The 9701-nt window shown below is 40.9% G+C and carries 7 protein-coding genes, 2 tRNA genes and 1 riboswitch; of the genes, 4 read left to right on the top strand and 5 right to left on the bottom strand.

The window, feature by feature from the left end:
- Positions 1-129: 129 nt before the first annotated feature.
- Entirely contained in the window at positions 130-807 is a 678-nt protein-coding gene (locus NHH15_RS14990; RefSeq protein WP_262067460.1) for an ATP-binding protein, read from the top strand.
- A gap of 90 nt (positions 808-897) precedes the next feature.
- On the opposite strand, the gene NHH15_RS14995 is transcribed toward NHH15_RS14990, so the two are convergent.
- The 3 genes from NHH15_RS14995 to NHH15_RS15005 all read right to left on the bottom strand — a co-directional run bounded on the left by NHH15_RS14995 (position 898) and on the right by NHH15_RS15005 (position 6074).
- Positions 898-2286, bottom strand: a complete 1389-nt coding sequence (locus NHH15_RS14995; RefSeq protein WP_262067461.1) for a TrpB-like pyridoxal phosphate-dependent enzyme — start codon at positions 2284-2286, stop codon at positions 898-900.
- Between the two features lie 283 nt (positions 2287-2569).
- Positions 2570-3760 carry a cation:proton antiporter gene (locus NHH15_RS15000; protein ID WP_262067462.1) on the bottom strand — a complete coding sequence of 397 codons (1191 nt, stop codon included), beginning with the start codon at positions 3758-3760 and terminating at the stop codon, positions 2570-2572.
- Positions 3761-3800: 40 nt separating this feature from the next.
- Positions 3801-3875, bottom strand: a riboswitch (Fluoride riboswitch).
- Between the two features lie 30 nt (positions 3876-3905).
- Positions 3906-6074 carry a DNA topoisomerase III gene (locus NHH15_RS15005; protein WP_262067463.1) on the bottom strand — a complete coding sequence of 723 codons (2169 nt, stop codon included), beginning with the start codon at positions 6072-6074 and terminating at the stop codon, positions 3906-3908.
- Between the two features lie 142 nt (positions 6075-6216).
- On the opposite strand from NHH15_RS15005, the gene NHH15_RS15010 reads away from it, so the two are divergent.
- A tRNA-Glu gene (locus tag NHH15_RS15010) sits at positions 6217-6288 on the top strand.
- Between the two features lie 92 nt (positions 6289-6380).
- Positions 6381-6452: transfer RNA gene (locus tag NHH15_RS15015), tRNA-Cys, on the top strand.
- Positions 6453-6468: 16 nt separating this feature from the next.
- Here NHH15_RS15015 and NHH15_RS15020 read toward each other — a convergent pair.
- Both NHH15_RS15020 and NHH15_RS15025 read right to left on the bottom strand, forming a co-directional pair.
- Entirely contained in the window at positions 6469-7779 is a 1311-nt protein-coding gene (locus NHH15_RS15020; RefSeq protein ID WP_262067464.1) for a sensor histidine kinase, read from the bottom strand.
- The gene (locus tag NHH15_RS15025) at positions 7779-8486 is read right to left on the bottom strand and encodes a LytR/AlgR family response regulator transcription factor (RefSeq protein WP_262067465.1); all 708 of its coding nucleotides are present in this window, start codon (positions 8484-8486) and stop codon (positions 7779-7781) included. Before NHH15_RS15025 ends, NHH15_RS15020 begins: the two co-directional genes overlap by 1 nt.
- A gap of 179 nt (positions 8487-8665) precedes the next feature.
- Between NHH15_RS15025 and NHH15_RS15030 the strand changes: the two genes are divergently transcribed.
- On the top strand, positions 8666-9701 hold a 1036-nt coding region (locus tag NHH15_RS15030; protein WP_262067466.1), incomplete at its 3' end, for a hypothetical protein.

Here is a 9701-nt window from a genome sequence, read left to right on the forward strand (position 1 = left end):
CAACAACATTTTAGCAGTTTTGTGTTATAAGTGCATTTTTTATAAAGAAAATGCTGGCGCAGATGATTTTATAAATCATCCACCCCAACATTTAGTATAGAGCCATTTTATTTTCGTGTGTATAATAAGTTGAGTAAGGACTTAAAGGTTCCATTTAAAATAGAAGGAGGGAATAGAATTGATGATACTCCGGTGCACAAGGCAATTAGAGAAGCATTGGCAAATTGCTTGATTAATGCAGACTACTATGGTCGTTGTGGTATTGTAATAAAAAAGGAACGAGATTGTATCATTATGGAAAACCCAGGAGATGTTCGTACCGGTAAGGATCAGATGTTACGAGGTGGCATATCTGATCCACGTAATAAAGCATTAATGAAAATGTTTAATATGATTAATGTGGGAGAAAGAGCAGGAAGTGGAGTACCGGATATTTATTCCACAGGGGAGCAAGAAGGATGGGAGGTTCCGGTGATTAAGGAAGAATATGGACCGAATCGAACAATTTTGACACTTTCGTTTAAAGAAAAACAAGCGATAAAAACAAGCGATAGAAAACAAGCGATAAAAACAGGTGATAAAAAGAAACGCGCTAAAACAAAGGAAAATCAAGAAAAAATAATTTTATATTTAAAAGAAAAAGAGTTGTTGAAAACAAGCGATATATCTGAAGTTCTTGGGTTAAGTGTAGCGCGAACAAGGGCAATTCTTAATAACATGGTTAAGGAAGGGCTGCTGGAAGCAATAGGAAGCAATAAAAAGAGAGTTTACAGAAAAAATAAGAAAGACGACAAAAAAGTGGAGTAGCTGACGATAAAACTGGAGAACTTTTCCATTGAGAGCGGTAGTTTACGGAGTTGCCTAGTTCCAGACAACTCCATAAACTCTTTGAAAATATTATTTTAGATTTGGATTATTATAGCCAATAATGCTGTTAAAGCTTTGAGAGAGTTCCTCATCACTGGGAACATAGTCGGTCATTTCGCCATTATGGAATTTCTCATAAGCTTTCATATCAAAATATCCGGTACCGGTAAGACCAAATAGAATGGTTTTTTCTTCGCCTGTTTCTTTGCATTTGAGAGCTTCATCGATAGCTCCTTTAATTGCATGGGCACTTTCCGGTGCAGGAAGGGTACCTTCCACTCTGGCAAATAATTCGGCAGCTTCAAATACTTCGGTCTGTCCAACGGATCTTGCTTCAATTAGTTTATCTTCAAATAGCTGTGAAAGAACACTGTTCATGCCATGGTATCGTAATCCACCAGCATGGTTTGGAGAAGGCATAAATCCACTTCCAAGGGTATACATTTTTGACAAAGGACATACTTTCCCAGTATCACAGAAATCATAGGCATAGACACCCCGCGTGATGGAAGGACAAGACGCAGGTTCAATTGCTATGAATTGATAATCTTTTTCGCCTCTTAGCTTCTCACGTATAAAAGGCGCCATTAAGCCACCTAGATTGGAACCGCCGCCTGCGCATCCGATAATAATATCTGGGCGAATATCGTATTTATCCATTGCCGCCTTTGCTTCCAGCCCGATAATAGACTGATGCAAAAGAACTTGATTGAGCACGCTTCCAAGTACATACTTGTAACCATCTTTTCCGAGAGCCACTTCGACTGCCTCGGAAATTGCACAGCCAAGGCTTCCGCCTGTACCGGGATGTTCTGCTAAAATTTTACGTCCAACTTCAGTAAATTCAGAAGGAGAAGGAGTGACACTTGCCCCATATGTTTTCATGACTTCACGGCGGAAAGGTTTTTGCTCATAAGATACTTTGACCATATATACTTGGCAATCAAGGTCAAAGTAGGAACATGCCATGGAAAGAGCAGTACCCCATTGACCGGCTCCGGTTTCAGTGGTAACACCTTTTAATCCCTGCTTTTTCGCATAGTAAGCCTGTGCAATTGCAGAATTAAGTTTGTGGCTTCCGCTGGTGTTATTTCCTTCAAATTTATAGTAAATCTTTGCCGGTGTTTGAAGCTTTTCCTCTAAGAAGTATGCACGAACCAAAGGTGCTGGGCGGTACATTTTATAAAAGCTTGTGATCTCTTCTGGAATATCAATAAAGGCAGTCGTATCATCTAATTCCTGCTTAACCAGTTCGTCGCAGAACACAACACCTAACTCTTCTTTTGTCATTGGTTTTAAGGTGGCAGGATTTAGAAGTGGTGCTGGTTTATTCTTCATATCAGAACGGATATTATACCATTGCTTTGGTAATTCACTTTCTTCTAAATAGATTTTGTAGGGAATTTCATTCTTGTTCATCATCTTCTTCCTTTCATTTTGCACGGTTTTGCAAGGGGTTTTAGGTAATAAAAAATCACCCTGTATCCTTGCTGTATTAACTGCAGGGACAAGAGTAATTACTCCTGCGGTACCACCCGGCTTGATGTTTCCATCCACTCATCAAAAATAACCTCCGAAAGTCCATTCACTGTGATATTCCTGCTGCAATCCCACCATATGCAGCTCTCTGAGAAGGAAACTTTTCACAGATACTATTCTTCTTCAACGGTTAAAATGACTTTATCACAACAGAGTGTCCGTGTCAACAGTTTGCAGAAGTATTGTTTAAAAGCTTTCGATAGCTAATGTCAATGGAAAAAGCGCCTAATGGTGCAGTTAACAGTATAGCAATAACGGCAACGGTTAAAATAATATTTCCAGAGGGAAGTCCCATAGAAAGGGGGATTCCGCCAATAGCAGCCTGTACAGTGGCTTTTGGTGTGTAAGCAATCATACAGAAGATTCGCTCCTTTTTTGTAAGCTCTGTCTTGATTAGGCAGAGGTATACACCAAGCATTCGAAAAATAAGAACCCCCAGAATTAGAAGGAAAGGCATGAATCCGGCAGAAAAGGCATAGTTAATATCAACGGTTGCACCGACTAAAACAAAAAGAAGGATTTCAGATGCTACCCATAACTTATTAAACTTGGAGGACAGGCGCACTGCCAAAGGAGCTCTTTTTTTCTGTGCTACGATTCCCAATACCATAACGGCAATTAAAGAAGCAAATGGAATTACATTTGCAAGAGTGTCCTCAAGAGTAACAAAAAGAAAGGATACGCAAAGTAATATGATTACTTTGACAGTGTCTCTGATGTGAAAGCGTGTAAAAAGGCCGATTAGTATGAACCCGACGAATGCTCCAAGGGCAATTCCAATTCCAATGGAGAGAGGGATATTAAGGAAACTTTTTAGAGAAAGGGATTCTCCTTGTGCTAATCCAGTAAAAGCAGTGAAAAGAACAATGACAAAGACATCATCCACGGAGGCTCCGGCTAAAATTAATTGAGGGATACTATGAGCCTTTCCATAGCCCTCTTCCATAAGTTTTAACATTTTAGGAACGATAACTGCAGGTGAAACAGCACCGACTACAGCACCCATGATGGCAGCGTCCAGAATGCTGATACCCAGGAGACGTGGTGCCAGCACCACCATTCCAAGAATCTCAAAACAAGCCGGAAGAAAGCACATCAGCAGAGCAGGTCTCCCAACTTTCTTTAAATCATTTAAATTAAGGGAAAGACCGGCTCGGATTAGAATGATAATTAAGGCAATTCTTCTGAGCTCAGCAGAAATAGAAAGGATGGATGGGTCAATGAGATTAAAAACGTAGGGTCCCAAAAGAATACCGGTAAATAGCATTCCAAGCAGACTGGGAAGCTGCATTTTCATACAAAGCCATCCCATAAACATTCCAAACAGTAAAATTGCAGCAAGACTGAATAACATAATATTTCCTCCTAAAATAAAAAAGCTGATGGTTTCTGCGCAATTGGCAGAAGTCATCAGCTAAAAATAGCGGTTTTAGTTAAAACTAAGGGAGAACCTCATTCCCTGTCACTTAGTATAGAGAGTAAGTGTGTCTTTGTCAATATTACAATTTTAAATTTTTCAGCATATCTCCTAATGAGGTGGAAGATTCCTCGGTCTTTTGAGTCTTTAAATATTTTTGTACATCCTTTTTCGTAACACCGGCACCTTCTTTTTCCCGACGAGTCTTAAATGCTTCTAATTTTTCTTTATGTCCGCAGGAGCAAACGAAGGTTTCGGAATCTCCTTTTTTAATTAATTCCATTTTTTTATGACAATTTGGACACCGGGCATTGGTGATTTTTGCAATGGTTTCCCGATAGCCACATTCTCTGTCCTGGCAAACCAGCATCCTTGCGTTTTTCCCATTTACAGACAGCATCTTCTTGCCACAGCGAGGGCAAGGTGTATTGGTTAGATTGTCATGCTTGAATTTTCCATCAGCTCTTTTGATTTCTTGAATCAGCTCTTTTGTGTAAGATTCAATACCATCAATAAAGGGCTTTTCTTTCTTTTTTCCCTTCCCAATATTCGTAAGCTCCATTTCCCAGTTTGCAGTTAATTCGGGACTCTTTAAATCCTTTGGAACCAGCTCTAATAATTGCTTGCCCTTGGAGGTGATATGGATTTCTTTTCCCTTTTTTTCCATAAGGAAGCTGGAGAAAAGCTTTTCGATAATGTCAGCACGGGTTGCTACTGTACCAAGACCACCAGTTTCCCGTAAAGTATTTTTCTGAGTTTGGTCGCCCTCCATAAACTGGAGTGGATTTTCCATGGCAGCAATGAGGGTACCTTCTGTGAAACGAGGAGGAGGAGTGGTCTTTTTGCTGTTGATTACAACTTTTGCAATGAGAATTTCTTCACCCTTTTTTAGGTCAGGCAGAGTCTGCTCTTTTAAGGAGTCTTCCTCTATGGAATCTTCTTGATAAGAGTAAACACTTTTCCATCCTTCGCTTTTTACCAGTTTTCCTTTTGCCACAAATTCTTCTTCTTTAAACGTGGCAGTAATCTGTCTTTGCTCATACTCATATGGTGGATAAAAGACGCTTAGGAAGCGGCGTAAGACTAGGTCGTATACTTTCTTTTCTTCCTGAGTCATATTGCTTAGATTGACAAATTCCTCTGTAGGTATAATTGCATGATGATCACTCACCTTGCCATCATTTATAAAGGAAGAATTGGTTTTAATACCATTTCTTAATATATTGCTGACAAGAGGTTTGTAGGAACCGCCACCAGAAGCCTTCAAACGGTCTGGTAATGTAGAGATAATATCTTTTCCAAGATATTTAGAATCCGTTCTTGGATAGGTCAATACTTTATGGTTTTCGTACAAGCGTTGAGCAATATTTAAGGTTTCCTTTGGAGAGAAGCCAAATCTTGAATTGGCATCTCTTTGTAACGTAGTTAAATCGTATAGTCCTGGAGCAAAGCTCTTTTTTAAGGAGGTGGTTACATCTGTGATTTTAAGGGTATTTCCCTTTAGGTCCTTTGAAAGTGCATCCAGGTATTCCTTGCTAAAGGAACGATAGCTTTTATTTTTGCGGTTTCGCCAAGTGAAATCAACCTGCTTTCCGGAGCAGGTGAGACCAAAATAATCCTGTGGTTTAAAGCTTCGTATCTCTTCTTCCCGCTTCATAATCATGGCAAGGGTAGGGGTTTGTACTCTTCCGCAGGAGAGCTGGGCATTATATTTACAGGTAAGGGCTCTGGTTGCATTGATACCAACAAGCCAATCCGATTTTGCACGGCCAGTCGCTGCATGATAAAGATTTTCGTATTCCTTTCCATCTTTTAAGTGGGAAAAGCCTTCACGAATAGCTTTATCAGTTACCGAGGAAATCCAAAGACGTTTGATATTCTTTTTACAATTGGACTTCTCCAAAATCCAACGGGCAACAAGCTCTCCTTCCCGTCCGGCATCGGTTGCGATAATAATGTCTTTTACATCTTTTCGGAAAAGCTGGTTCTTGACCAGGCTATATTGTTTTGAGGTTTGGGGGATTACAACTAATTCCCATTTTTTCGGGAGCATCGGTAAATCTTCCATCTTCCAGGTTTTATATTTTGTGTCATATTTTTCGGGATCAGCAAGAGTTACAAGATGACCGAGAGCCCAAGTGACAATGTAAGTATTTCCTTCGAATGCACCAGGCAATTTTTTGCTGCAATGAAGTACTCTTGCAATGTCTCTGGCAACGGAAGGCTTTTCTGCTATAACAACTGATTTCATGTTTTTTCTCCTATTTCTCGTATAGAATCAACGATAGCGAAAAAGCCCGAAAAAGTCAATGGAAAATGATGAAAAAGGCTTGCATTTCCTTTGGAACCATGATATTATATCAAAGTTGCTTATTGATAGTGACACAGCTTATGGCTCCTTGGTCAAGAGGTTAAGACATCGCCCTTTCACGGCGGTAACACGGGTTCGATTCCCGTAGGAGTCATTGCACGTAAGGGATTAAAGAACAATCGCTAAGTGTTGTGACATGTATCCCACGTAAGCGATTAAAGAACAATCGCTAAGTGCTCATAACGAGGCGCAGTAGCCAAGTGGTAAGGCATAGGTCTGCAACACCTTGATTCACGAGTTCAAATCTCGTCTGCGCCTTAAAAAGCCAGGAACTTTATGTTCCTGGTTTTTTTTGTGAAAGCTTTAGCCCCACATAAGCGGTAAAGCAGGTGTTATCCCATTCAAAAAACAAATCTCCGCCATGTTCGGCAATCACCTCTGTTACACTTCTCAAACCTAATCCGCCGTTTGCTCTTTTGCTGTAGGGGATTCCACCTTCGTGGGAAATGTTGCCGTCAAAGTGATTCTTTACCATAAAGAGAAGCTGGTTTCGTGTGTTTTGTGTTTCCAGCCAAATGGTGGATTGTCGAGGCAGTTTTTCACAGGCGTTTACGGCATTTTCTAAAAGGTTACCGAGGATAATACACAATTCATAGTCGGGAACACCGAGCTCTTTCGGTATATTCATTTTCACTTCAAACTGTATATTCAATTTTTTACACCGTTGGGAGTATTCGGCTATGAGAGCATTGATGACATGGTTGGTGCAAAAATTTTGCAGCTCATAGCCAGATAATTTCTGTTCAATATCGGTGAGATATTCCTTTGCTCCCGTATTATCACCTGCCTGAATCATTTTTTGGATGGCGTTGAGATGATATTTGTAGTCATGGCGTAAAACGCGAAGGCGCTCATACATTTCATCCATTTTCTGGTAGTGATCCCGTCCGGTGGATATAATACTTTGAGCAAACTCTGCATCGTATTTATACCGGGCTTTTTCATGGGTGCTTAAAATGGCGGTTATAATCAGTGCAAAGCATCCAAACATCACAGTGGGCAAAAGAAGAAAATAGGGATTTGACTGAAGAGAAACCGGATGCCAGATAATTCCCTGTGAAAAGTAGGCATAGCCCAATACAATCAGCATCAGTATTGTGAGAACCATATAAACAGTCCATTCTGCAGTGTGGACGTATAGAAAGAGCTTGTTGCAGATTTTTCGGCCATAGCGCCAGGATAATGTGCCACAGATAAGAAAGAGCACAAATGTCACGGAAAAGAGAAGGTAAAAGTAACCGTTACTCTCATATGGATAAAAGCTTTCTGCAAGAAAAGATGCCATTACATAGAGATACAAGGTGATATAAAATATCCCGAAGAAGATAAAGGACTTGGCAAAAAAGTGTCCGTTGCTGAAAGCATAAAAAAACACAAACCATAACACAGAAACAGGGATGTGCTCAAAAATAGCAGCCGTGGCAGGGTGGAGATAGACAACCAAGTTGAAAATTAAAAGTGCAGTGCCAGATAAGAGCATAGGAAGCTGGCGCTTCTGCTTTGCACCGAAGCAAAAAATACCATTTAAAATATTGAGGAAAAGAATCATATAATTGATTACAAAATAAATGGGCTGTACATTCATTATTTTTCACCTCCGAATTTCCATTGATAAAATTTGCTTCGCGTATTCTTATAACTTCGAGGAATGGGTATCTGATTACCATTATGGGTGATAATTTCACGCTCGGAAATTTCAGCAATATCCTGCATATTGACCACGTAGGAGCGGTGGCATTGAATGAACCTGGAATCACTAAGCAGCTGGGTGGCAACCTGAGAAAAGGTAGCGTTCATACAAACCTCGCTGCCATCGGTCATGCGAAAATAAACCTTATGTAGCATCACCTCTATATAGGAAATATTACGATACAAAAGTATCTTTGTTGTCTTTCCTGACTGAACCGTAATTGACGCCTGATCATCAGAATCTTTGTTTTGTTCCAGCCTTTTCAGCAGAGTACTGATGTTTTCTATACTGGGTGGCTTTAGCAGATAGGAAAAAGCATCCACGGTATAAGTTTCAGGGCCATAATCCTTGGAGGAGGACAGAAACACAATTTTTCCGGTATAGCCCTCTTTCCGCAGGGCAGATGCAAGAGAAATACCATCCATTTCCGGCATGACTATATCCAGAAAACAGCAATCGACTACGGCGCCGTTACGGATGAAGTTCAGTGCATCATTGGCAGAGAGAAACGAATGGATATGTACTTGAAAGCCAGAAGCTTGCAACAGATTGTTAAGCTGGGCAGCATCCAATTGTAAGTCGTCACAGATTAGTATGTTCATTTGGAAACCTCCTTACTCATATTTTACCACAGTCTCCGTATTCTGTTCTATGGTATTTAGGGGCGATTTTTGTCATTTCGTGCAGAAAAAGTGGTCATTCGTGCAAGTTACTTGTTTTCGATGGGGTATTCCTACTATAATTGTTAAGTCTAGAGCACGTATAGAATGGAGGAGCAGGAATGATAAGAACAGTCAAAAAAAGAGTGTTGACGCTGTTAATGGCAACGGCAATGATTGCGGGAGTATGTATGAGCGATACTTTTGCAGAAACAACACAAGCAGCAGTAGGAATAGAACCAGTGACAAGCAGTGGGATTTCCTATACTATCAACGAAACGGTAATCGGCTTTGGCGGACATGAGTGGTGGGTGATTGGAGACAGCAGCAATGGTGTAAAGTCGGGTGGAGATACACAGCTTACCTTATGGAGTAAGAACCATGATTTTGGTTTTAATGAGTTTAACCCAATGAACATGGTGAATACATATGAGGGTAGTACTTTACAGAGCACAATGAATGCCTTACCCATTGGAACAGGTCTTGAACCTGGCATGATTCAAACAAGAGCAACACTGGACGGAATAAAGGGAGCGACCCCAACTAACCAGAAATTTTGGCCACTTTCACTGGATGAATGGAGGACTGTTGGAAACAGTACCGTGCGTTCATATGACCTCACTTTTTGGCTGCGTTCGCCCTATTCTGCGTTTACGCCTGAGGCCTACGTCGGCAGTCCCGGCGGCGCTTCTACGTACAACCTTGAGGTCGACTACATTTTCGCCCCGCGCCCCGCTTTCTATTTAAATCTGCCATCTGTTCTCTTCACATCTGATGCCAAGGGAGAGGGCATGAAATCGGAGCCGGTAGGGAGCACATCTTTGGAGACGGTACAAACACCATCGAGTGCCATTAAGATGACGGTGGAGGATAATACGAATCTGTCACTTTCAACAACTACGACCAATATTGCCGCTTATCCAGGTGATACCGTGAGTTTTCAATACAATGGTGCCAGAGGTGGAGGGAGCAGAAGCGTTTCCCTGATAATTTGTGATAAGACAAGTGGGAATATCTTATTTTATGGACGGCCAGTAGATTTGAGTGGTGGGGATGCTTCGGGAACGGCAGAATTCACAATTCCAGCAGATATGGAAGTTGGGGACTATCAACTAAAAGTATTTAATGAAGAGGTAAATGGTGAAAATTGCACGGACT

The sequence above is a fragment of the Aequitasia blattaphilus genome, assembly GCF_024721305.1.
GTDB classification, from domain to species: domain Bacteria; phylum Bacillota; class Clostridia; order Lachnospirales; family Lachnospiraceae; genus Aequitasia; species Aequitasia blattaphila.

Coding starts and splice junctions, on each gene's coding strand:
- NHH15_RS14995 (WP_262067461.1), bottom strand. CDS start 2,286: ATGAACAAGAATGAAATTCCCTACAAAATCTATTTAGAAGAAAGTGAA.
- NHH15_RS15000 (WP_262067462.1), bottom strand. CDS start 3,760: ATGTTATTCAGTCTTGCTGCAATTTTACTGTTTGGAATGTTTATGGGA.
- NHH15_RS15005 (WP_262067463.1), bottom strand. CDS start 6,074: ATGAAATCAGTTGTTATAGCAGAAAAGCCTTCCGTTGCCAGAGACATT.
- NHH15_RS15020 (WP_262067464.1), bottom strand. CDS start 7,779: ATGAATGTACAGCCCATTTATTTTGTAATCAATTATATGATTCTTTTC.
- NHH15_RS15025 (WP_262067465.1), bottom strand. CDS start 8,486: ATGAACATACTAATCTGTGACGACTTACAATTGGATGCTGCCCAGCTT.